We start from the raw sequence: 21,869 nt of genomic DNA, 5'->3' as shown, positions 1-21,869 counted from the left end.
GCTTTAACGTCCTTGCGAAAACTCGAAGTGTATTCCGGGATCAGCATGGACCCGCCCGCCTAGTCACATAAATTAATTGAACCGCACGATCAGAACACTTTTCCCCAACCACGTGCAAAATCCGGGAGTCCCGGCTCTCACGTCAACGCCCGCGCTCAAAACCCCGAATTTCTCCCACTTTCTTCACGCCACCGAAAGAGGAGTCGTGTATGAGACACGAAAGCAAAGGTAGCGGAGTAAGGTGAAACACAAAGCTGACGTGAGGAAGGACTGGTCATGCGTAGAACGTTCGTTATTTTATCTGCTGTTTTGGCCTTAGCCGGATGCTCGAATTCGTCCGAGCAAGCTGAACCTTCCTCGCCCTCAACTAAGAGCTCGACTGCCACTAACTCGGAAACGGCGGCAACGAGCACGCCCAGTGTTACGGCTAGCTCTACGACCCCACCGATTACGCCAACCCCAGCCCCAAGCACCGTTGAACCATCGGAAGAGTCCTCTGTTGACTATATGGGGCGAACTCTAGAGGGCGTCCCAGACTGCAACTGGGAAGAGTTGGATTTTACATTTCAAGGTCAACAATTTGCAGGGGAGATAGCCCACGAATATGCGGATATCATTCGAACTGGTTTCGTGCTTGAGAATTTAAGCGGAAAATCGTGCGTAATTCGGGAGGCGCCTCAAGTTATGCTTCTTGATAGCTCCGAACAGTTGATGTCGCCTAGTTTCCGCCACACTGTTCCTCAGGATCCCTTGCCATGGGTCGTTCCCCATTGGTTTATGGCGCGGTTTTATTACGAGTCCCCCAGCCCGTCTTTTCCCTCAATGTGCCCGCAGACAGCTGAATATGTAAGCCACATTCGTTTGGAGTTTGACGACGGAAAAGTGCTGGATTATCCGGTCGACGAAAGTTTTTATTCCTGCCCTAACACTGACCCATGGATGGAAATCGATATGAAGATGAATTTGGCGCAATAACAGTAAAGCGCGCCCGTCACGACGCGGATCCACCGTCGAGTTTACCTTCGGTTTCAGTGTTTCTAATCTTGTTGGCAGTGCCGTCATGATGAGGGTCTGGCGCTGTCTGGTTCTCTCTGAGCTCACGGCCTACAAAATCGAGTGTGTGGCGGATTTGAGGCGGGACGGCAAGCCCATCACCAGTGTGCTAGGTACACATTGGTTGGTTGCCTGATTTCATCGAAAGAGCTGATCGTGAGTACTAGTGCGCTGAAAAACAGCGATGCCGTTCCCCGTTTCCAAATCAATAACCAATTTCGAGAATTTGCAACGTGACACTCATTGCTACCTCCCCGAGAGCCTTTTAGTAGATGGGCATTAAATCGACGACGGAGAGTCTCCTTAGCTTCATCGGTGTTCTCCAGAATAAACTCCATCACCTCACGTAGTGGAGCCATACCTACATGCTTCCGCTGAAACGCTTTAACGTCCTTGCGAAAACTCGAAGTGTATTCCGGGATCAGCATGGGCCCGCCCCGCCTACATGCCTAGATCTTTGAAAAATTCGTCTGCTGTTGAAAAACGCGATTCGCCACGTTCAATGATGTCATCGGCTTCACGGATCGAGACAAGAGATGCGGCCTAGAGGCTTAGTTTTCGCGGGCTATCGTCCACGAGTTTGCCTGCGCCACCGGGCGAATAATCATCGAATCGATGTTCACATGACTAGGCAAGGTAACAGCCCAGCGCACGGCCTCCGCGATATCTTCAGCTAGAAGCGGCTCGGCAACACCCGCGTACACCTGCTCGGCCCGCTGCATGTCACCGGAAAATCGGTTCAACGAAAACTCCTCGGTTTTCACCAAACCCGGCGCGATATCGATAATCCGCACCGGCTCGCCCACCAGCTCAAGACGCAACGTCTTAGCAATCTCCCGTTCAGCATGCTTGGCAGCCGTATAGCCACCGCCGCCAACATAGGATTCGTGCCCGGCGGTAGACGAAATAAACACCACGTCGCCCCCGTGCTCGCGCATCACGGGCAACACCTTTTGCGTGATTCGCAGCGCGCCGAGCACGTTGATGTCATACATCTTCTGCCAGTCGCTAACCTTGCCCTCGGCCACGGAATCCAGCCCCACTGCCCCACCAGCATTATTGACCAGCACGTCCACGTTGCCGGCGAATTCGGCGATCGCCGCCACGTCGTCGTCGTTGGTCAAATCCCCGGCCACAAAGCGACAGCCGGTCTCTTCAGAGAGGCGCTCGAGCCTGTCAGACCGCCGCCCAGTTGCCACCACGTCAAAACTTTCGGCACACAGTGCGCGAACCGTCGCCGCGCCAATCCCCGTGGTTGCTCCTGTAACAAGCGCAATCCGTGCCATGCCAAACTCCTTAGCGTCTCGACCTACCACCCAGCCTAATACGCCCACGGAGTTTGCCGATAAAATACACGACATACGCGCCCACAAGAAAAGCCAGCGCAAGGATCACAACCCACTTCGCGAAATCAGGGGCTTCGGGGTTTAAAAACGGATAGGGCCGCTCGTACCCACCCGCCGTGGAAAACCACACGTAATAGGCCAAGTAAACGAGCACCGGAGCGAGCCACACCAGAGGGATCCAACGGCGAATTTTACCCTGATTCCCGCCGAAAACCAGCCAGTCCGTCACCACAAGCGCCGGCACAATCACATGCGAAACCGCCGACTCCCACGTTTCCACCGGTCCGAGCAAAGTGTTAAACAACAGCCCGACCATCCCCGCCAGCAACACCACGAAGCCGCGGATCTCCGGCGAAAAGTCGGCGGTTCGGCGCGCTCCATTAAGCAGAGCCCGCACCACCCACGCGCCGTAAAACACGAAAACGATCGCGTTGGTCACCTGAGTGAGGAAAGCAAAGTTCGACACGAAGTTCCACTGGTGAAAAACTTCCAGTGCCGTCCACGTATACCAGCCCGAAAAACCCACAATAACCGCGCGATACACCCACATTGCGAGCGCCCGCACGTTCGTCCCCACGTCTTTTTTCCTCACGATTCTCCCCGTTGGTTGACTGCGAGTAGCCTACGCTCCTAGCGCTCCCTAAGAAACGTTCGGCACGCCACCACACCCGTTCGGCGCGCTAGACAGTGTGCAATGATAGTAACCATGCTCGGATTTATTGGCACGGGAAACATGAACGGCGCGATCCTGCGCGGGGTTTTAGCGGCGGGCACAGCGCCCGAAAGTATCGTTATCACACGGCTTAACGCGCAGGCTGGGCGGGCGCAAGCAGGCGAGCTCGGCGTACGATACGTCGAGAGCAACGCTGAACTCGCTCGTTCCGTGGGCGAGGGCGGCATCGTGATCGTTGGCGTCAAACCCAATCAGATGGCCGGCGTTCTGCACGAATTAGGTAACGACGCCGTTGGCCGGGTGATCGTTTCGGTTGCGGCCGGCACCCCGATCAGCAAACTCGAGGCCGCACTGCCTGTGGGTGTGGCGATTGTGCGCGTGGTGCCGAACGTGAATTCGCAGATCGGCGCGGGAATGAGCGCACTGTGTGGCAATGCGTGCACGACTCCCGAGCAGCTCGCGGCCGTACGCGATATCTTTGAGGCGATCGGCTTGACCACCGTGCTTCCCGAAAAGGATTTCCCGGCGTTCTCGGCGATTGCCGGAGCCTCCCCCGCTTGGACGTACACCTATATCGACGCTCTTGCACGTGGCGCGCTCGCCCATGGCATCAAGCTTGACGAAGCCCGCCGCATTGCAGCACAGGCCGTGCTCGGCAGCGCCCAGCTCGTGCTCGACTCGCTCAACACCCACACTCCCGCCGAACTGCGCGACCAGGTTACTTCCCCGGGCGGTACTACGATCGCAGGGCTCATCGCCATGGAAGATTCGGGATTCACTCCCGCGGTGATCGATGCCGTCAACGCCGCTATCGCCCGCGATCACGAGATCGCGAGCTCCTAAACCTGCCGCACACTTTTCCATCGGGCATGCGAAATCCGGCTTGACAGCCCTAGCATAGTGGCCACCAAGTCGGCTAATTCGAAGAGGTTTACGCCACAGCTACACGCTCGGCGTCCTCAACCTTCTCACGAGCGAGAGCGCCGTTCTTCGACAGCTGGTTGCGGTAGAGTGCGATCACTGCCCACAACGTGATTGCCGCAATCACAGCCACACCTGCGAGGTAGGCCAAGAACAGGAACGAGTCTTCAGCAAGCAGTCCGTTACCGATCAGACCATTGCGCAAGAAGAACATGGAGACAACTGACAGGCCAACACCCGGGCAGACCTGAGTGAAAGCTGCGGCCAGCCGGGCCCAGGTCCTGCAGGCCCAGAATCGCGTGTCGATTACGCAGGAAGGTGATGCCCCCAGCGTGAGCGGAATTGCCATGAGGGGGACTTCGGTGTTCGACTCGCGGTGCTTCGCATAAGCTTCAGTGCCACAGAAAATATTGAACTCGCGAAAGTTCCATAAGAGGAGACGGAAGTGAATGACGATCACGGCGTTAATAAAGGCATCTCCTGAACCAAATGCGTCTTGGATTGTTTCGAACGTCGGCATCATAGTGCCCGGGTGGGGCGTCAGATGCATAAACACCATCAAGAAGAATGCCATTCCGCCAAATCCAAGTGTGGCGAGGAAATAAAGTGGCGAATACTTTTCGCCGAGATTCTTGATCACTGGTGTCCTTTGTGTAGTGAGGCCGTTCCACTGACGATGGGCCTTCGTGCTTGGCGGAGGGCCTTAATGTCGCATCAAGGCCCTCCATCAGTCGGGAAGCCCCTCTATCAGGGCTAGTGGCCCGGCAGGTCCTCCCACGTCATCACGTCGGGCACGCCGCGAACCACTACAACGGGCGAATCGTCCAGACCCATGCTCGCCACGCCCGCGAGCGCCGCGATCGCATCAATCACGGAATCCCCGTTCGGCCCGCGCACTTCCAAACCAGCAGAACCAAGCGCAATATCCACCACGCCACGCCCAGGCTCACGCCCGTGGCCAGAGCCCGAAATGATCACGCCTGGGCGCCCGCCAAACCGGGCCGCAAGCCCCCGGCGGATCTGCCCGGCCGCAGAATCCGCGTCGTCGGGCTCTTTCAGCCCAAGCCCGTCCGGTATCCCTACCCGCGTACGAAAACCATCGGGCACCTCGCCTAACCGGTGCCAGCGCCCCTGCGCTTTCGCCACGATTTTGCCGGAAATCACCACGATGTCGTCCCCGCGCATGCCTACGTACCCATCGGGCCAACGCACGGTATTCAGGTGTGAGGAGATCACAGCGGCCACATCATCGCCGGTTGCCAGCATCGGAATTCCGGGAACGGCCACGGCTTGGATTTGAGTCATCCGAAAATCGTACCTAACGCGTGCTAGGTAAACCACATGGTGCCAAGTTCGCTCACCGCCCCGAACATGAAACAATGGAGCTATGACTGACGAAACGCTACGTACATCCACGCAGGTGCCGAAGAAGGCAAACTTGGACGGCTTGGAAGAGCGCTGGGGCGCGGCTTGGGAAGAGTCGGGAACCTACGCGTTCGATCCGAACACGGCACGCGAGCAGGTGTATTCCATCGACACCCCGCCACCAACCGTGTCGGGCTCGCTCCACGTTGGCCACGTGTTCTCCTACACGCACACGGATGTGGTGGCGCGGTACAAGCGCATGCGCGGCTACAACGTCTTCTACCCGATGGGCTGGGACGATAACGGCCTGCCCACCGAGCGCCGCGTACAAAACTACTATGGCGTGCGCGTGGATCCGGCACAGCCGTACGTGGAAGATTTCGTTCCACCGCACGACGGCGGGGACGGCAAATCGATCAAGTACGCCGATCAGAAGCCGATCTCGCGGCGTAACTTCATTGAGCTGTGCTGGAAGCTCACGGCCGAGGATGAGAAGCAGTTCGAGGCGCTGTGGCGCCACTTGGGCCTGTCGATTGACTGGAAGCACCAGTACCAGACGATCGATTCCAATGCTCAGCGCGTGGCACAAACGGCGTTCATCCGCAATCTTGAGCGCGGTGAGGCCTATCAGGCGCAGGCCCCGGGTCTGTGGGACGTGACGTTCCAGACGGCCGTCGCCCAAGCCGAGCTCGAAGCCCGCGAATACCCGGGCGCCTATCACACGCTCGCCTTCCACACCGACGGCGAGGACGTGCTGATCGAAACCACCCGCCCCGAGCTATTACCGGCTTGTGTTGCGCTGGTTGCCCATCCGGACGACGAACGTTACCAGCACCTGTTTGGCACGACGGCGACAACCCCGGTTTTCGGGGTTGAGATTCCGATCCTCGCCCACCCGGCCGCCGAAATTGACAAGGGCGCGGGTATCGCAATGTGCTGTACCTTCGGTGACCTCACGGACGTGCAGTGGTGGCGCGAACTCGATCTGCCGATGCGTGCCGTACTCGGCAAGGATGGCCGCCTGCTGAACGAAACCCCACAGTGGATCACCACCGCGCAGGGAATGGCCATGTACGAGGCAATGGCCGGCAAGACCACCTTCACCGGCCGCAAAGTACTCGTTGAGAAGCTGAAGGAAACCGGCGAGATGATCGGCGAAGAAAAGCCGACTCAACGCATGACGAACTTTTTCGAAAAGGGCGATAAGCCACTCGAAATCGTCACCTCCCGCCAGTGGTACATCCGCAACGGCGGGCGCGCTTACGAGGAGGACAACGGCAAGGACCTGCGCGAAAACCTGATCGATCGCGGCAAGGAACTGGAATTCCACCCGGATTTTATGCGCGTGCGCTACAACAACTGGGTGGAGGGGCTCAATTCTGATTGGCTAATTTCCCGCCAGCGTTTCTTCGGTGTGCCGATTCCGCTGTGGTACGAGGTCTCCGAATCCGGCGATGTTAAATACGACGCCGTCATCACGCCTTCCGAGGACATGCTTCCTGTTGATCCGTCCTCAGATACGCCCCCGGGCTACGAGGAATCTCAGCGCGGCAAGCCGGGCGGCTTCGTCGGCGAGGTTGACATTATGGACACGTGGGCGACTTCCTCGCTCACTCCGCAGGTGGCCGGTGGCTGGCTACGTGATGAGGAACTGTTTGCCAACGTTTACCCGATGGATCTGCGCCCGCAGGGTCAGGACATCATCCGCACTTGGCTGTTCTCCACGATCGTGCGTGCCCACCTCGAATTTGGCGGCTTGCCGTGGAAGCACGCCGCGATCTCGGGCTGGATCTTGGATCCGGATCGGAAGAAGATGTCGAAGTCCAAGGGCAATGTAGTCACGCCGATGGGGCTGCTCGAGCAGCACGGTTCGGATGCGGTGCGCTACTGGGCTGCCTCCGCACGCCTTGGCACGGATGCCGCCTTTGACGAGCAGCAGATGAAGATCGGCCGCCGCCTTGCGATGAAGATCTTGAACGCGTCGAAGTTCGCACTCGGCATGGCCGGCGGAGATGCCGCCGTCGATCTTGATCCAAGTGCCGTGACTGAACCGCTTGACCACGCGATGCTTGCCATGCTTTCTGACGTGATCGAGCGAGCCACGAAAGCTTTCGAAGCCTACGATCACACGCGGGCGCTCGAGCTGGCCGAAACCTGCTTCTGGACGTTCTGCGACGACTACCTCGAGCTGGTCAAGGATCGGGCCTACGATCGCGACGGCGAATTCTCGGCCGACGGGGGCGGGGGCAAAGTGCGTTCCGCGCGCGTCACGCTCAATTTGGCAGTTGATGCCTTCTTGCGCCTGTTCGCGCCGGTGTTACCGTATGCCACGGAAGAGGTGTGGTCGTGGTACCGCACTGGTTCGGTGCATAACGCGCAGTGGCCAACTGCCGATGAATTGGGTCCGGCCGCAAAGGGCGACGCAAAGCTCGTCTCGGTTGCGGGTGAGGCACTTGCCGCGCTTCGTAAAGTGAAGTCCGAAGAAAAGGTCTCTCAACGAACTGCCTATCAGAACGTGACCTTGGAGATCCCCTCCGGCACGCTCAAATCGAACGAAATCGTTCGTAGCGAGCTGGAATCGGCAGCCCACGTAGTCGGCGAATTGACCTTCGTTGAGTCCGATGTAGAAGCACCAACGGTCTCAGAATTTGCGTTCGTAGAAAGCTAACGTATCGCGCATCGCTCAAGGTGGGGTTAATCGTCAAAGGTTGTTCCGCTGACGGCGTGTTGTTAGGTTCGTGCCTTTTGGTGGTGTAGTGAACCCTCAGTTCACTCGGTCTACTTAAGGGGGTGCGTTTTTGTTCTCGAAAAAACGTGTTTTTCGACTTGAGCATCGATGTGAACGCTCAAATTCAGCACTTTTACGCACACCTTGACCTATACAAAGTTTTTGTGGAGCCAACAGCGCTTTCCACCACCCCAATCTGCCGGATTCCACAGAATATTCATCCAGCTAGCCAAAGACCCGTGAAAATCTAATGACAAAAGCCGGGATACGCGCCTAAGCGTCGGTAGAAACGCTCAGCGTCATACATTTTTCACCACCTCAACCACTACACACGGTTGCACACTGAAATACGCAAGGGAAATTTGAATATGCAAGGAAAATCGGAATACGAGTGCCAAATTTGAGAGTGCAAGAGAAATTGGCACACGTAAAAAACTGCACGTAAAAGAAGTCGCTGCATGTGAGGCGACAGAGCAAAGCGGAAGTAACGGCACAATCTGCCTTCGGCAGATTCGGATCAACAGGGCCAGCCTTGAACCATTATCCCCAAGTGGCGGATTTCATGGCGTAGTACGCCTAGGATCCGCCACTTTACTTCTAAGCTACGCTAGCGTAGTTTTAGCAAAAATTTAAGGAGTATCGTGAGCGAATACATTAACGAAGAGGGCGTATCCTTCATTCCTGGAAAAATGGAGGTTACTGACTCGATGTCCGTACCGGCACTCATCCGCAGGCGCAGCCAGGAGATGCCCAAGAAAATTGCGTGCAAACGTAAGTCCTCGATGGGCACCCAGTGGATTTCGGTCACCTGGGCGCAGTTTATTGACGAAGTGCGCGCACTGGCACGCGGATTTATCGCACACGGTTTGCAGCCGGGAGACCGCGTAGCAATCATGGCGCCCACCTCCTACGAATGGTCGCTCTTCGATTTCGCCATCCAGTTCGCTGGCGGTTACGCCGTGCCGATCTACGAAACCTCGGTGCTCGAGCAGGCCGAGTGGATCATTGAGGACGCGGGCTGTCGCTTCGCCGTCGTCGCTGATCAGTCGCTTGAATCACTGCTCAAGCCGATTCTTGACCGTGAAAGCGTGCTCGAAAAAATCTTCGTCATTGCCGACGACGCCCAGGGCCGCATCACCGCTGCGGGTTCGCTTGATGACGACAGCGAGATCGACCGACGTATCGACGCCCAAAAAGCAGACGATACGTGGACGATCATCTACACCTCCGGAACCACTGGGCGTCCCAAGGGCGTGGTTCTCACACACCGCAATCTGCTCCACGTGGTGCTAAACGGCCCTGCCGACGAAGGGCTTATGGACGTGATTGCACGGAAGAATGCGAGTACGTTGCTATTCCTCCCCATGGCGCACGTGTTCGCACGCTTCATCAATGTGGTGGTTCTATACGCCGGATGCACCGTGGGATACTCCCCCGATACGAAGAACCTTGTGGCTGATATGCAATCTTTCCGCCCCACCTTTGTACTTGCCGTTCCGCGCGTGTTCGAAAAGATCTACAATGCGGCAGACGCGAAGGCCGGCAAGGGCGTCAAGCTCAAGATGTTCCGCACGGCTGCAAAGGTGGCGATCGAATACGCACGCGCACTTGAAACCGACGAGGGGCCAAGCCAGCGCCTAGTCTTGCAACGCCAGCTCTTTGACAAGATCGTCTACTCCAACATTAAGGAGATTATGGGTGGGCGCGTTAAGTATGTGATTTCCGGTGGCGCGCCGTTGGGTAACCGGCTGGCCGCATTCTTTACCGGCGCCGGCATTCAGGTGCTCGAAGGCTATGGTCTTTCCGAGACCTCCGCACCGACAACCGTGAATCGTACGCACAAGTGGCGGCTCGGCTCCGTCGGCCCGGCCTATCCCGGTTGTTACGTAAAGGCCGCCGACGACGGCGAACTGCTCGTCAAGGGCGACCACGTATTCAAGGGATACCACAATAATCCCGAAGCCACCGCCGAAGCGTTCACCGAGGATGGCTGGTTCCGCACCGGAGATATTGGCCGCGTAGACGAAGACGATTTTGTGTGGGTCACCGGGCGCAAGAAGGAGATCATCGTTACCGCCGGCGGTAAGAACGTTGCACCTGCCGAGCTTGAAGACAGGCTACGTTCACACCCGATCATTTCCCAAGTTGTGGTTGTGGGTGATAAGAAGCCGTTCATTTCCGCGCTGGTGACGCTCGACACCGAAGCACTCCCCCAATACCTCAGCAATCGCGGCCTACCCGCGATGTCTGCAACCGAAGCAATTTCGGATCCGCAGATCATTGCGGCGATTGACCGGGCAATCAAGCGTACAAACAAGCACGTCTCGCGTGCGGAGTCGATCCGCAAGTTCGAGATTCTTTCCGGTGACTTTACCGTTGAGAACGGATATATGACGCCGTCGCTGAAAGTCAAGCGTGGCGAGGTTCTCAAGGACTACGCGGATGTGATCGAGAAGATCTACGAAAGCTAGCGCTTCTTGTCAGCCGCAATCTGCTTGTGGTGCTGAATGACCTCGGCCACGATGAACTTCAGGAACTTCTCTGCAAACACCGGGTCGAGGTCAGCTTCAGCTGCCAGTTCGCGAAGCCGTTCGATTTGCCGTGCCTCGCGTTCCTTGTCCGAGGCCGGAAGATTGTGCTGGGCCTTAAGCTGGCCTACCTGCTGGGTGCAACGGAAACGTTCAGCCAAAATGTGAACGAGTGCGGCGTCCAGATTGTCGATAGTTGTACGGAAGTTCTCTAACTCTGCTGGCACGTCAGTCCGTCTATTTTCGCCGGGCTCGGTGAGCTGTTCGTCAGTTGGCATGGACCGCCCCCTTAAGCAGACTTGTTCTTCCGTTTCGTGAGTACGAGCTTGGCTTCGCCCGTGCCATCCACGACGTTACCGTCAATGAGAACCTTATCCACGTCGTCGCGCGAGGGAAGTTCGAACATGAGGTCGGACAGTAATTTCTCGAGGATCGAACGCAGCCCGCGAGCTCCCGTGCCGCGCGAAATGGCTTTGGCTGCGATCTTTGCCAGCGCATCGTCGGTGAACTCGAGCTTGACGCCGTCGAGCTCAAACATTTTCTGGTACTGCTTGGCAAGCGCGTTGCGCGGGGTTTTCAGGATTTCGACGAGGTCCTCCTCCGTCAGTTCGTCGACGGTGGCGATCACTGGGAGGCGGCCCACCAGTTCGGGGATCAGGCCGAATTTGTGTAAATCCTCGGGCGTGGTCTGTTTGAGAAGTTCTCCCGTCTTTTCGACTTCATGTAGCGCTGAGCCGAACCCAATTCCGCGCTTGCCAGTACGTGAGGAGACGATCTCTTCCATCCCAGCGAATGCACCCGCAACGATAAAGAGGATGTTCGCAGTATTAATTTCGAGGAATTCTTGCTGCGGATGCTTGCGTCCGCCCTGTGGCGGAACAGCCGCGACGGTTCCTTCGATTATTTTCAGCAGCGCCTGTTGGACGCCCTCACCGGACACGTCGCGAGTGATCGAGGGATTTTCAGATTTGCGGGAGATCTTGTCTATCTCGTCAATGTAGATGATGCCCCGCTCGGCACGTGCGATGTCGTCATCGGCTGCCTGGATCAGCTTGAGCAAAATGTTTTCAACATCCTCGCCCACATAGCCTGCTTCGGTAAGAGCGGTGGCATCGGCGATCGCGAAGGGAACGTCCAAGATCTTGGCAAGTGTTTGCGCAAGGTAGGTTTTACCGGTGCCTGTTGGGCCGATGAGCAAGATATTAGACTTGCCGATTTCGACGTCGTCGCCGTCTTTTTTCTTCTTGTCCGGCACGGAATCCTGAGCGCGGATTCGCTTGTAGTGGTTATAGACGGCGACGGCGAGCGTGCGTTTCGCACTATCCTGCCCGATGACGTATTCGTTGAGGAACTCGTATATTTCCTTCGGCTTGGGCAACTCGGTTATCGGGGCGGATTCCACCTCCGCACCGAATTCTTCTTCGATGATTTCGTTGCACAGCTCGATGCACTCGTTGCAGATGTAGACGCCCGAGCCCGTGATCAGCTTACGGACCTGGCGTTGGGATTTCTGACAAAACGAGCACTTGAGCATGTCTGCCGCGTCAGCGGTACGAGTCATCGCGCAACCTCTTTCATAGCCTGATATCCATTCCACACCATAAAGCCGTTCGCTTCCAGTGTGGCACGCCTCGATGTGACAAACGATGGGCGGTGCACCGGATACTTCCAGCGCACCGCCACGGTCGTTGTTAATCTGCGGTGTTCTAGCCTTCGATTTCCTCGCGGCTCTTCTTCCGCGAAGTGAGCACCTGATCGACGATTCCATATTCCTTGGCCTGCTCGGCTGAAAGGATCTTGTCACGCGAAATATCGAGTTCGATCTGCTTCGGATCCTGGCCGGTGTGCTCGGCGAGAGTATCGATGAGCCACTGGTTCATCCGGTCGATTTCGTCGGCAATAATCGCGATATCCGAGGCCTGGCCGTGTGCTCCTTGCATGGCCGGCTGGTGAATCAGCACGCGAGCATTTGGAAGCGCCAGGCGCCTTCCCGGCGAACCGCCAGCAAGCAAGATCGCGGCAGCCGAGGCCGCCTGGCCCAAACACACCGTCTGGATTTCAGGCTTCACGTACTGCATCGTGTCGTAAATCGCCGTCATAGCGGTAAATGAACCGCCAGGCGAATTGATGTACATCGTGATCGGCGATTCCGGATCGAGGGACTCCAACACGAGAAGCTGAGCCATGACGTCGTCGGCGGACGCGTCATCCACCTGCACGCCGAGAAACACGATGCGGTCCTCGAAAAGCTTGGCGTAGGGATCTTGGCGCTTGTAACCGTATGGCGTGCGCTCCTCAAAGTTCGGGAGCACGTAACGATTCGACGGCATCTGCGGAGCTCGTCCGCCAGGGAGGATCATTTTTTCGTTCATCATCACTGTTCTATCCTCCTAGTTCTCTTCGCCTTGAGTCGCGGCTCCGCGGTCAACTCCGCCACCGCCCACAACGGACGAGGAATGCTCGATGATGTGGTCAACAAAACCGTATTCGAGCGCCTCGGTGGCAGTGAACCACTTATCGCGATCAGAATCCTCGAGAATCTGCTCGACCGACTTGCCCGTGTGCTTGGCATTGAGTTCCGAAAGTTCCTGCTTCATTTGCATAATCAGGTCAGCATTAATACGGATTTCCGTAGCTGTGCCTCCCACGCCGCCAAGCGGCTGATGCATGAGGACGCGCGTATGCGGGGTGATGTAGCGCTTGCCCTTCGCGCCAGCGGTGAGCAAGAACTGGCCCATCGATGCCGCAAGCCCCATGCCTACCGTTGCGACATCGGGCTTGATGTACTGCATCGTGTCGAAAATTGCCATGCCGGCCGTAACAGATCCGCCGGGCGAATTGATGTACAGGTAGATGTCCTTGTCAGGATCCTCAGCTGCCAAGAGCAAAAGCTGCGCAGAAATCATGTTCGCGAGCTCATCGGTGACCTGATGTCCAAGCCAGATAATGCGCTCCTTCAGGAGCCTGTTATAAATCGAGTCGCTCAGGCCAAGATTGTGGCCGCCGACCGCTGCTTGTGGCATTTCCATGCCCCCTCCTTCGCCCCTGTGGGCTGGACTAACTCCTTGGGCTTGCGTGCGTTGTGCTCGGCACGTGCCCTTTCACTCAATCGATCCTAACGATTAGCCGGCCATTTACTTCCCGTATTTGTGCCATTTTCGCTGTTGGCACATGAGGCAGTGAAGGCTGGTAATGCTCACTGAGCCTCCGTTACATCAGTGGACTAATGGTCAAAGGGTTGGGGGCTGAAGATCGGGTCTTCGGTCTAACACCGTAAAGTCGGTATCGTTACGCTCGGCATGCTTAAAGTCGGGCCCTGTATGTCTTCCCATCGACGCTCACGCTCAAATCCCGGCTCCTGTCATGTTATTTTCACGGATCCTTGGCTAGCCAAGTGAATATTCTTTGGAGTCCGAGAAATTGGGGCGGAATAGCGCCGTTGTCCGCTCCCAAAGTCGTAGGCGTGGCCTGCCAATAGATTGAGGTACGCACAAAAGTAATGAATCTGAGCGTTCACATCGATGCTCGAGCCGAAAAACGCATTTTTTCGAGTAGAAATACGCACCCTCTCAAGTAGACCTGCACCTCGCAGCAGGCCCGCAACGCTTCTTGAAGTCTATGAACTGTTGTAACGCACTGGTGAAGGAGCCCTATGAAGAAAGACCCAACAACACGCTCAATTAAACCGGTGCACCTACTCGCTTGCTACGAGTAGGTGCACCGCTGTTCTAATTCGAGCTTCTAGCTCTCGAGCTTAGAAACGATGCCCTTGCGTGCCTTACCAGCTTTCTCAGCCTCGAGGACGCGAGCCTTCTCGGCGTCGTCGGCATTTTCAGCGTACTCGAGAACCTCACCGACTGTATGGGCAGACGGATCGAACTCGCCGTTTGCGCTCTCTTCCAACTCATCGGCCTTTTCTTCAGCCTTCTTTGGCTTCGCTTCAGCCTTCTTGGCCGCCTTCGGCTTCGTCTCCGCCTTTGGCTTAGCCGTCTTCTTCGGCTTCTCAGTGAACTCTGGGACGACCTCGCCCTCGGGCTTTTCACCAAGGATCTCATCGACGTCCACAACGTTTCCGTTTTCATCCTTGACCTTCGCCAATCGCAGCGCAGCCATCACTGCCTTATTGCGAGCCATCTCGCCCGCAAACGCGTTGATCTGACCAGCTTGAGCTGCCGCCTGCACGAACTGGTTCGGATCCATGCCATACATCTGGGCCTGGGTGATCAAGAAGTCGAGAAGTTCCTGCTGGGAAACTTCGACTTTGAAAGCCTCGGCGTAGGTGTCCAACAGCAACTGGTTGCGCAGTGCTTCCTCCACGTCTGGGCGGATTTCCTCGCCGTGCTCGTCGTCGGCTTCCCGACCCTCGTTGCGCAAGTGGTTCGCGATCTCATCGTCGATCACACCCTGCGGCAACGGGAAGTCCGAGGCCTCTACCAGCTGGGAAACAAGCGCGTCGTAAGCGCCAGAGAGCTGGCTGTTCGCCTTCGCCTTCGTCGCCTGCTCACGCAGGTCTTCCTTAAGCTCGTCGATCGTGTCGAATTCCGAGGCCATCATCGCGAAATCATCGTCCGCATCCGGCAGCACCGATTCCTTCACCGAGTGGACGGTGATCGTCACGTCCGCTTCTTCGCCTTCGTGTTCGCCACCTGCAAGCTTGGCTTTAAATTCGACGACGTCGTCCGCCTTCGCACCCGTCAGCGCCTCATCTTGGCCCTCAAGCATGGTGTTATCGCCGATCCGGTAAGAAACGCCCGCCACGTCGTCGACGTTCTCGTCACCGATCTTGGCAACCATGTCAATGTTGACGTAATCGCCTTCCTTCGCGGCACGGTCAACATTTGTCAGCGTGGAAAACCGCTCACGCAAGGCATCGAGCTCAGCCTGGACGTCGTCGTCGGTAACCTCAACTGCCGGAACCTCAACCTCAAAGTCAGCCGGATTCGGCATCCAAATCTCCGGGCGAACGTCAACCTCAACGGTGAACTTCAGCGCGCTTTCGTCGTCTTTGCCCGCCATCTTCGGCACTTCGTCGATTGCGACCTCGGGGCGCGACATCGGGACGATGCCAGCCTCAGCCACGGCCTCCTGATAGTACCGGTCAAGGTTGTCATTCACGGCTTGTTCGATTATGAACCCGCGGCCAACTTTGGACTCGAGTACTCGGCGCGGAGCCTTACCACGGCGGAATCCCGGGATGTCCACCTGCTTGGCTATTTCCTTAGCGGCCTTGTCATACTCCGGCTCGAAGTCTTTCGCGGATACTTCGACGCTCAACTTGGCGCGAGTTTCGCTCAAATGCTCTACGTTCTGCTTCACAATTCTCCTGAGTTTAGGGACGGCAAGCCGTCCGTCACTTCCATACGCGTCTCATGTACGCAACACCGTTCAATAATAGAACAAAGTGGCGATTATCCTGCCATTGCCCAGCATGAGAGCAACCACAAAGATCTAAAAGAGTGCTACTTGCTCGGCCGGAGGGAAAATCTCATCGAGCGCTGTAAGGTCCGCAGCATCGAGCTTGATCTCGGCCGCTTTCGCGTTTGACTCAATCTGCTCCGGCTTCGTGGCACCCGCGATAATCGAGGCCACCGGTTCTTGGTGCGCCAGCCAAGCGATGGCAGTTTGCGCCTGATCTAGGCCGCGTTCGGCACAAAAATCGCGGTAGGCGCGCAGCTGGTTCATATCCGCTGCCTCGATCTTCGGATCGCCTTCCTTGAGCCGGCCATCGCCCGGATTGGCGTCCGTGTACTTGCCCGTCAATAGGCCAGCGGCCAGCGGGAAGTATGGAATAACGCCAAGACCGTAGTGGCGGGCGGCAGGCAAAATCTCCAGCTCGGCCCGGCGGTCGATGAGGTTGTAGTGGTTCTGGGTGCCAACCAGGCGGCCCGCGCTCGCCAATTCTGCCGTGGCTGCCGTTTGCCAGCCGGCCATGTTAGAGATCGCGTAGTAGCGGATTTTGCCAGCTTCTACCGCGGTTTCCAGCGCGTCGACCGTCTCTTCGAGCGGGGTCGACGGATCGGGGCTGTGATAGTAATACAGATCGACGTAATCAGTGCCAAGCCGGGTCAACGAAGCTTCGAGTGTTTTCAGCATGTAAGCCCGGCTACCTCGCGCGATTCGCTCCCCCGGCTTCGACTTCGGCATACCAAACTTGGTGGCAATCACCGCTTCATCGCGCCGACTTCCGAGCGCCTTACCCAATAAAGTCTCAGACATGCCGTATTCGGCACCATATACGTCAGCAGAATCAAAATAATTGATGCCGGCATCGAGGGCAGTACCGACGATCGCATTCGCGCCGGCGTGGTCTGCCGTCTTCGTGCCCGCACGGCCTAGATTATTGGCCCCGTATCCGAGCACCGAAACGACTAAGCCCGATTTACCTAAGCGCCTGTATTCCATGGAATCCTCCCTGTGATCCTCACTCAAGGCTACTTGTTTGGCGCAAGCCCAAGCGACTTTCTAAAGTACGGTTTCATCGGAAGCACAATCTCTCGCGGCTGGTTATTCCTACGTTTCATTTGCTCCTTCAATAACTCGGCCGCGTGGTAGCCCACACGCACGTTCGAGCCGCCCACGGAAGTCAAGGGCACTTGGGCGATTAACGCGGCGATTGAGTTGTCGAACGAGGCTAACGAAACATCTCGAGGCACTTCCAAGCCGGCGCGATCAACGCCTTGCAAGAATCCGGTTGCCTGCAAGTCGTTGAAGGTGATCACGCCCGTGGCATTCGATTCTTGCCAAAGCTCCACGGCGTCAAATCCACTGCTGGGGCTGGGCTCAAGCGGTTTCGTACGCGATACTTTGATTCCTCGATCGCCGGCCGCGGCCTGTATGGAGCGCCATCGCATACCGCTCGTCCACGACCTTTCTGGCCCTGAAACGTAGAGCAATTCCTCGTGCTGGTGTTGGTCGAATAATTCGATGAGGTGGGCGATCCCGACGTTCACGTCGAACATGATGGACGATATCCCGCTCACCTGGCGCTGAACGAGGATCATCGGAATTTGCTTGTGTAGATTAGCGATCTGCGCGTCGGTGAGTAGCGAAGAGGCGAGAATCAGACCGTCGATTTGCGGTAAAATCCGGCGAAGATTCGCGGCCTCACGGGCAGCATCCTCTTCGGATTCAACGACGACGGGCACGTAGCTATCGTCGAATCGTTCCCGGAATCCCGTGAGCATCTCTTCATAGATCGGGTTGGAAAGGCGCTGGACTGAGAACGCGATCGTGTGAGTATCTCGTTCAGCGTGTGCTGAGCTGTGGGCGGTGATGTATCCCAGTTCTTGGATCGCCTGATGGACTTTCTTGGCGGTGCTTGCACTTACTCGGCCAGGACGCGAGAGGGTGCGGGAAACCGTGGAGGGTGAAACGCCAGCCGCGCGGGCAACGTCGTAGATCGTCACCCGTTCGTTCGCGCCCATGCTCGCCTCGTTCGTGCAGCTCGAGATAAAACTGATGGATTCGAGTATACAGACGCCCAGACCGGCACCGCTTTGGCAACTCACGGCAACCGGCGCCCAAAAGGCATCGAGACGCCCAGAATTAATGGAAGAAGCATTTGTTTGAGGTAGTGAGCGAAGGCTTGTAAGACCACGTTCGTTAGAGCGAAGAAGGAAAGTTCGAATGGACGTCACAGCAAGAGGCGTGGCCCTGGGAAGATCCGGGGCCACAATTCTTTTCGTCCCTCTTCACTCCGCGGCGTGTGGCTCGTTCCCGCGACACTTAGTCCACTCTCGCCGCGATGATGTAGGTGTCGCGGGAGGTAGATTGCAGGGTGCGCGCCACCCATGCGGTCCGGCAGCGCGCACTTGCCACAGTAGCCAACGTTATCGAGGTCATAGTCGATCCAGCTTTCCTGAGCCGGAGCAATTCGGTAGGATCTATGTTTCGTGAGCGATCACGAATAGGCCCCGTTCGTCTAGCGGCCTAGGACGCCGCCCTCTCACGGCGGTAACACCGGTTCAAATCCGGTACGGGGTACAAGCAGGGGGCTTCCGGTTTTCCGGAGGTCCCTTTTCGTATGCAGGATTACACAGCTCTACCCGAGAATCCTTACATCCGCGGGGATCTATAACGCCCAAGGAGATCGATAAGTCTCATGGGGATCGGTAAACCACCGTTTTTCCGAGCTTCCGTGGCTTACCGACCTCCCCAAGCAACACCAACCCCCGGAAGCGAAACCAACCTCCGCGAACAAGCTCTACGTAGCGGTACCGCCGAGACGTATTTTGAATGGCGGGGGAAATGGCGGGGCCACCCCTTCGGCACGAAAATGCCCGGCGGGTCTTTTCGTTGACCTGCCGGGCTTTTCTGGTGGTCGGGGTAGCAGGATTTGAACCTACGGCCTTCCGCTCCCAAAGCGGACGCGCTACCAAACTGCGCCATACCCCGTGCCTGATCATCATAGTTGACGAACGCGCCTTACACGAATCCGGAATACGCCAATGAGCGCCAAATCACCAAGTGCGTTTTTTGTTATGAAAACTTTCTTGCTAAACTCATCTGGTCAGAAGTTCTGATAAGCGGGTGTAGCTCAATGGTAGAGCCTCTGCCTTCCAAGCAGATAGTGCGAGTTCGATTCTCGTCACCCGCTCCACTATGACCTCGGATTTGATAAGGCCGGGGTTCCGTTTGGCGAGTATGCCCTTGGGGATCTAAATTTCGGCGAGCGTTGGCGAGTTCACGTTTTCCCTAGTCAGAGCGTTGGCGGGTTGAGCAACGGCTAGTTATGGGCATGAAAATGCCCGCCCTCGGGTGAGGCGGGCTCAGCTATGCGGAACAGTTCTACAGGTCGATGGCGATTGCGCGATCGATGCGCAACGATATATCCGATTCAAGCTTCTTTGCCCCCTCCTTGCCCCTGAATTTGACCAGTAGCGCGCGAAAATGCTTGGGGTCAACGATTTGAAGAAAGTTAAGTGTTTGAATCACGGCAAGCTCAACTTCATTCCTCGACAAAACACCGCCAGATCTATTTAAATCGGTATGAGACAAGTTGTTAACGATTTTCGACAAAGCGGGCGACATCGAAATTTTCTCCTGGGCGACAATAGTATCGATGCGAGAACCAAATTGATCGCTGTTAGGCGCCCGGAACTCGGTGAACCCCTCGAGCACCTTGCGACAGAAGTTCCCGGTTCCCAACTCTGGTGGATTGCCGTCTTGCAAATCCTCAAAAGCTCGCAGCACCATATAAAATGAAAGCCAGTAGTCGTTGGTCAGTCGCACAGCGTCGTTATCCCATCGCCGGCAACGTGTGGATTGCTCCACGCATCCAAAAGTGTCCTTATAAACCTCGTAGAATACTGCTTTCGGAGCCTCGCCATTTTTCTTGGGAACAGCCTTGTCGGAAAGGCGAGATTGTAGGATTTTTAGATAAGTGTGACTGTGTGTGAAATACACCAGCGAGGCAGGCTTCGGGTTCTGGAAGTGGCCGGAGATGAATCTATCCACTGCAAGAAGTCTTGCCTCGTCTAGCTCGGACCCCAAATCATCAAAGATCACCACGCTATTTTTCAGTGACTGTTTGCGATCCTCCGCCAAAAACTCAGCACAGAAGTAGAGCAATGAAACCAACTTTTTCTCGCCTTCGGACATAGCTATGGCTTTCTCACCCTGGCGGGTAATTCGATACCCCTCACCAGTGTCTCCTTCAGAGACACGCAAATTTCCGTCACCCAAGATCATGCACAAGGCTTTATCAAGGAATTCAGCAGTCGCAGCAGTAGTTGAAACTTGTTTCTTAAGTTTGTCAAGGCTTTTCTTGGCAGCTCTTTCCGCTTCCTGCGCCGTTTGTTTGGCTTTGGCAGCATCGTCACGCGCCTTCTTGGCTTCGCTCCATCCTGCCCCATCTACGGCGCAGCAGTGCTTCTTCAGAAGCACAATGGCAGATTCCTTGTTGGCAGAGTGCTTGGCTATCTCTGCACTGACGTTGTCATGTGAGCCTTGAAGATCGTTGTACTTTGCTTGAAGTGCAGAGAATCGCACATCTGGCTTATCTCCTTGAATCAAGCCGTACGGATCTCTCACGCGATCGCCAAGAATGTTCGCAGAGTCATCAAGCTGCACTAAAACAGCCTGCACTTCAAGCAGTACCTCCGCCTTCTGCAAAGATAATTCTGAACTGTAAATTGAAGTATCGAGATTAGTCCCTTTTAGAACCACTTCGAAAGCCTTTAGTGCTGATATGGCGCTCTTGCATTCTCCTAGTTCACTTTTGACTAGTGCGGGAGCCTCTGCCTCGACCTCTCGGATTGCATTTTCAAGGCTTACTAGTCTCTGCGCCGAAACTTCACCCCCGCAAAACTGGCATGAGTCCCCAACCTTATGCCTATTCATGCCTTCACGAACCCAATCGTTTATAGCCATGGCCACCGTCTGAGCAGTTGACGATTTTTCGGCAGTCTTCTGCCAGAGTTCATCGGAAAAGACCCAGCCATCCGGGAGATTCGGTAAATCAGGAAGGAAACCAGGATCATCAGAGTTTGCTATACGTATGTTTTCCTGAACCTCATTTTGGGCCAGTGGTGAGGCTTCGCCCCTCTCCAGCAATGCACGTATTTCGCGGCGCTGAAACTGCCGCCCTCCTAAATTTGCACACTTTTCCTTAAGGTCCTCCCGGACGCCGTTCGCAACCTTTTCAACGATCCCCTCTAGGCTCTTGCTTTTGTCATCTTCTTCTTCCTGCTTTGCCGCAACATCTTTTCTAGCTGATTCCCACTCTTCTTGCGCTATCCGCATCTTCTTTTCAAGGTCACCAGCGTCATCACTTAGGACTACAGTAGTGACACCTTGGGCTGCCCCGCCTTCAATGAAGTCGCCAACCTTGTCTCTTCGCCATTGGTCGTCAAACGCATAGAGAAGAATAGGTTCACTATTGTCTTTCCGCTTATCATCGAAAGTGGTTGCCCGACTCAGTACCTCACATACCGTTGTCTTTCCAGCTCCGTTAATTCCAAAGAAAACTGAATCCGTCAACAGCTGTATTCCAACTAACGAATCCTTTGCAACATTCCGCAAAGATTCATTGCTCTTGACCTGAATCATGTCGAATCCCCTTAAACGGCTCTAACAGACCTTGAAGTTGCCGAGTTCCTAGGCTTGTAGGCGTCAAGCGACTACCAACTTGGATGTCGCAAAGTTCTTCGGAGGAAGAACCGCAACACTGTGCGGCTTCTGATCACAGTGTACTGGAAACGCATTTGATAGAACCACAAATCCTTGGGCTCACACACGGAAAGTACCACTAAATC

The 21,869-nt window shown here is 56.0% G+C and carries 17 protein-coding genes and 3 tRNA genes; 6 read left to right on the top strand and 14 right to left on the bottom strand.

Annotation, left to right across the window (positions count from 1 at the left end; translation table 11 throughout):
* Positions 1 to 276 precede the first annotated feature (276 nt).
* Entirely contained in the window at positions 277 to 975 is a 699-nt protein-coding gene (locus tag J2S70_RS07485) for a membrane lipoprotein lipid attachment site-containing protein (protein WP_307683096.1), read from the top strand.
* A 176-nt stretch (positions 976 to 1,151) separates the two neighbouring features.
* Here the strand turns inward: J2S70_RS07485 and J2S70_RS08910 are convergent, their stop codons facing one another.
* From J2S70_RS08910 to J2S70_RS07475, 3 genes are all read right to left on the bottom strand, one after another.
* On the bottom strand, positions 1,152 to 1,481 hold the full coding sequence (locus J2S70_RS08910; protein ID WP_407702639.1) for a type II toxin-antitoxin system RelE/ParE family toxin: 330 nt from the start codon (positions 1,479 to 1,481) through the stop codon (positions 1,152 to 1,154).
* Positions 1,482 to 1,604: 123 nt separating this feature from the next.
* The gene (locus J2S70_RS07480; RefSeq protein WP_307683095.1) at positions 1,605 to 2,339 is read right to left on the bottom strand and encodes an SDR family NAD(P)-dependent oxidoreductase; all 735 of its coding nucleotides are present in this window, start codon (positions 2,337 to 2,339) and stop codon (positions 1,605 to 1,607) included.
* A 10-nt stretch (positions 2,340 to 2,349) separates the two neighbouring features.
* Positions 2,350 to 2,991, bottom strand: a complete 642-nt coding sequence (locus J2S70_RS07475) for a hypothetical protein (protein ID WP_307683094.1) — start codon at positions 2,989 to 2,991, stop codon at positions 2,350 to 2,352.
* Positions 2,992 to 3,093: 102 nt separating this feature from the next.
* Between J2S70_RS07475 and proC the strand changes: the two genes are divergently transcribed.
* The gene (gene proC / locus J2S70_RS07470; protein WP_307683093.1) at positions 3,094 to 3,915 is read left to right on the top strand and encodes a pyrroline-5-carboxylate reductase; all 822 of its coding nucleotides are present in this window, start codon (positions 3,094 to 3,096) and stop codon (positions 3,913 to 3,915) included.
* Between the two features lie 88 nt (positions 3,916 to 4,003).
* On the opposite strand, the gene J2S70_RS07465 is transcribed toward proC, so the two are convergent.
* Together J2S70_RS07465 and J2S70_RS07460 are read right to left on the bottom strand one after the other, a co-directional pair.
* Positions 4,004 to 4,633, bottom strand: a complete 630-nt coding sequence (locus tag J2S70_RS07465) for a hypothetical protein (RefSeq protein ID WP_307683092.1) — start codon at positions 4,631 to 4,633, stop codon at positions 4,004 to 4,006.
* A gap of 113 nt (positions 4,634 to 4,746) precedes the next feature.
* Positions 4,747 to 5,298, bottom strand: a complete 552-nt coding sequence (locus J2S70_RS07460) for a coenzyme F420-0:L-glutamate ligase (protein WP_307683091.1) — start codon at positions 5,296 to 5,298, stop codon at positions 4,747 to 4,749.
* A gap of 82 nt (positions 5,299 to 5,380) precedes the next feature.
* On the opposite strand from J2S70_RS07460, the gene valS reads away from it, so the two are divergent.
* Both valS and J2S70_RS07450 read left to right on the top strand, forming a co-directional pair.
* Positions 5,381 to 8,026, top strand: a complete 2,646-nt coding sequence (gene valS, locus J2S70_RS07455) for a valine--tRNA ligase (protein WP_307683090.1) — start codon at positions 5,381 to 5,383, stop codon at positions 8,024 to 8,026.
* A gap of 701 nt (positions 8,027 to 8,727) precedes the next feature.
* Complete coding sequence (locus J2S70_RS07450) at positions 8,728 to 10,557, top strand: AMP-dependent synthetase/ligase (protein ID WP_307683089.1); 1,830 nt, start codon at positions 8,728 to 8,730, stop codon at positions 10,555 to 10,557.
* Here J2S70_RS07450 and J2S70_RS07445 read toward each other — a convergent pair.
* From J2S70_RS07445 to J2S70_RS07415, 7 genes are all read right to left on the bottom strand, one after another.
* Positions 10,554 to 10,892 (bottom strand): chorismate mutase, encoded by a 339-nt coding sequence (locus J2S70_RS07445; protein WP_307683088.1) that lies wholly within the window; start codon positions 10,890 to 10,892, stop codon positions 10,554 to 10,556. The genes J2S70_RS07450 and J2S70_RS07445 overlap by 4 nt on opposite strands.
* A gap of 11 nt (positions 10,893 to 10,903) precedes the next feature.
* On the bottom strand, positions 10,904 to 12,175 hold the full coding sequence (gene clpX / locus J2S70_RS07440) for an ATP-dependent Clp protease ATP-binding subunit ClpX (RefSeq protein WP_307683087.1): 1,272 nt from the start codon (positions 12,173 to 12,175) through the stop codon (positions 10,904 to 10,906).
* A 145-nt stretch (positions 12,176 to 12,320) separates the two neighbouring features.
* Positions 12,321 to 12,989, bottom strand: a complete 669-nt coding sequence (locus J2S70_RS07435; protein ID WP_307683086.1) for an ATP-dependent Clp protease proteolytic subunit — start codon at positions 12,987 to 12,989, stop codon at positions 12,321 to 12,323.
* A gap of 15 nt (positions 12,990 to 13,004) precedes the next feature.
* Positions 13,005 to 13,637 (bottom strand): ATP-dependent Clp protease proteolytic subunit, encoded by a 633-nt coding sequence (locus tag J2S70_RS07430; RefSeq protein ID WP_307683393.1) that lies wholly within the window; start codon positions 13,635 to 13,637, stop codon positions 13,005 to 13,007.
* A 718-nt stretch (positions 13,638 to 14,355) separates the two neighbouring features.
* On the bottom strand, positions 14,356 to 15,930 hold the full coding sequence (gene tig / locus J2S70_RS07425) for a trigger factor (RefSeq protein ID WP_307683085.1): 1,575 nt from the start codon (positions 15,928 to 15,930) through the stop codon (positions 14,356 to 14,358).
* 132 nt (positions 15,931 to 16,062) lie between these two features.
* A complete protein-coding gene (locus tag J2S70_RS07420; protein WP_307683084.1) occupies positions 16,063 to 17,016 on the bottom strand; it encodes an aldo/keto reductase in 954 nt (317 codons plus the stop codon).
* A 29-nt stretch (positions 17,017 to 17,045) separates the two neighbouring features.
* Complete coding sequence (locus J2S70_RS07415) at positions 17,046 to 18,038, bottom strand: LacI family DNA-binding transcriptional regulator (RefSeq protein WP_307683083.1); 993 nt, start codon at positions 18,036 to 18,038, stop codon at positions 17,046 to 17,048.
* A gap of 486 nt (positions 18,039 to 18,524) precedes the next feature.
* On the opposite strand from J2S70_RS07415, the gene J2S70_RS07410 reads away from it, so the two are divergent.
* Positions 18,525 to 18,597, top strand: a tRNA-Glu gene (locus J2S70_RS07410).
* Positions 18,598 to 18,931: 334 nt separating this feature from the next.
* Here the strand turns inward: J2S70_RS07410 and J2S70_RS07405 are convergent.
* Positions 18,932 to 19,008, bottom strand: a tRNA-Pro gene (locus J2S70_RS07405).
* Between the two features lie 131 nt (positions 19,009 to 19,139).
* On the opposite strand from J2S70_RS07405, the gene J2S70_RS07400 reads away from it, so the two are divergent.
* Positions 19,140 to 19,213: transfer RNA gene (locus tag J2S70_RS07400), tRNA-Gly, on the top strand.
* Positions 19,214 to 19,401: 188 nt separating this feature from the next.
* Here J2S70_RS07400 and J2S70_RS07395 read toward each other — a convergent pair.
* Positions 19,402 to 21,663, bottom strand: coding sequence for an AAA family ATPase (locus J2S70_RS07395; RefSeq protein ID WP_307683082.1), 2,262 nt, complete (start codon positions 21,661 to 21,663; stop codon positions 19,402 to 19,404).
* Between the last annotated feature and the right edge of the window lie 206 nt (positions 21,664 to 21,869).

The sequence above is a fragment of the Trueperella bonasi genome (assembly GCF_030811535.1).
In the GTDB taxonomy this organism is placed as follows: domain Bacteria; phylum Actinomycetota; class Actinomycetes; order Actinomycetales; family Actinomycetaceae; genus Trueperella; species Trueperella bonasi.
The sequence above is the reverse complement of the archived record's forward strand: the minus strand, read 5'-3'. Positions and strand labels throughout refer to the sequence as shown.

Coding starts and splice junctions, on each gene's coding strand:
- J2S70_RS07445 (WP_307683088.1), bottom strand. CDS start 10,892: ATGCCAACTGACGAACAGCTCACCGAGCCCGGCGAAAATAGACGGACT.
- J2S70_RS07395 (WP_307683082.1), bottom strand. CDS start 21,663: ATGATTCAGGTCAAGAGCAATGAATCTTTGCGGAATGTTGCAAAGGAT.
- valS (WP_307683090.1), top strand. CDS start 5,381: ATGACTGACGAAACGCTACGTACATCCACGCAGGTGCCGAAGAAGGCA.
- J2S70_RS07485 (WP_307683096.1), top strand. CDS start 277: ATGCGTAGAACGTTCGTTATTTTATCTGCTGTTTTGGCCTTAGCCGGA.
- J2S70_RS07420 (WP_307683084.1), bottom strand. CDS start 17,016: ATGGAATACAGGCGCTTAGGTAAATCGGGCTTAGTCGTTTCGGTGCTC.
- proC (WP_307683093.1), top strand. CDS start 3,094: ATGATAGTAACCATGCTCGGATTTATTGGCACGGGAAACATGAACGGC.
- J2S70_RS07480 (WP_307683095.1), bottom strand. CDS start 2,339: ATGGCACGGATTGCGCTTGTTACAGGAGCAACCACGGGGATTGGCGCG.
- J2S70_RS08910 (WP_407702639.1), bottom strand. CDS start 1,481: ATGCTGATCCCGGAATACACTTCGAGTTTTCGCAAGGACGTTAAAGCG.
- J2S70_RS07460 (WP_307683091.1), bottom strand. CDS start 5,298: ATGACTCAAATCCAAGCCGTGGCCGTTCCCGGAATTCCGATGCTGGCA.
- J2S70_RS07430 (WP_307683393.1), bottom strand. CDS start 13,637: ATGCCACAAGCAGCGGTCGGCGGCCACAATCTTGGCCTGAGCGACTCG.
- clpX (WP_307683087.1), bottom strand. CDS start 12,175: ATGACTCGTACCGCTGACGCGGCAGACATGCTCAAGTGCTCGTTTTGT.
- J2S70_RS07435 (WP_307683086.1), bottom strand. CDS start 12,989: ATGATGAACGAAAAAATGATCCTCCCTGGCGGACGAGCTCCGCAGATG.
- J2S70_RS07415 (WP_307683083.1), bottom strand. CDS start 18,038: ATGGGCGCGAACGAACGGGTGACGATCTACGACGTTGCCCGCGCGGCT.